Below are 435 nucleotides of genomic sequence, written 5' to 3'. Positions count from 1 at the left end.
AGGCCAGCGAAGCCGACGACCAGATCGTGCGCTACCAATACGGCGCCGGCGGCCGGCTACTGAGCCAGACCGACGCGATGGGTAATGGCATCCGTTACGACTACGACGCCGCGGGTCAGCTGACCCGCAGCCAGCGGGCGCGACGTCAGGCCGACGGCAGCGAAGTCAACGACGTGACCGGCTACCGCTACGACGCGGCCGGCCGCCAGACCGAAAGACGCGACCAGGCGACCGGCATGCGCTTTGAAACGCGTTACAACGCCTACGGCGAGATCGTGGGCAAACGCACCAGCGCCGATGGTCAGGGCGCGTGGCAGGAGTTCGCCGACTACGACGGCGCCGGCCGGGTGTTTCGGCGCAACGAAGGCGGGGTGACGCGCGCCTACCTGTACGACGCCAACGGCAACGCCACGCTGCAGATCGAATCGGACAGCG

The 435-nt window shown here is 68.3% G+C and carries 1 pseudogene; it reads left to right on the top strand.

Annotation, left to right across the window (positions count from 1 at the left end):
* Positions 1–435: pseudogene (locus tag ACODSD_RS24785) on the top strand (hypothetical protein); the annotation flags it as partial.

The organism is Chromobacterium sp. FG22, assembly GCF_057809415.1.
This window is presented reverse-complemented; position numbering and strand designations above follow the sequence as displayed.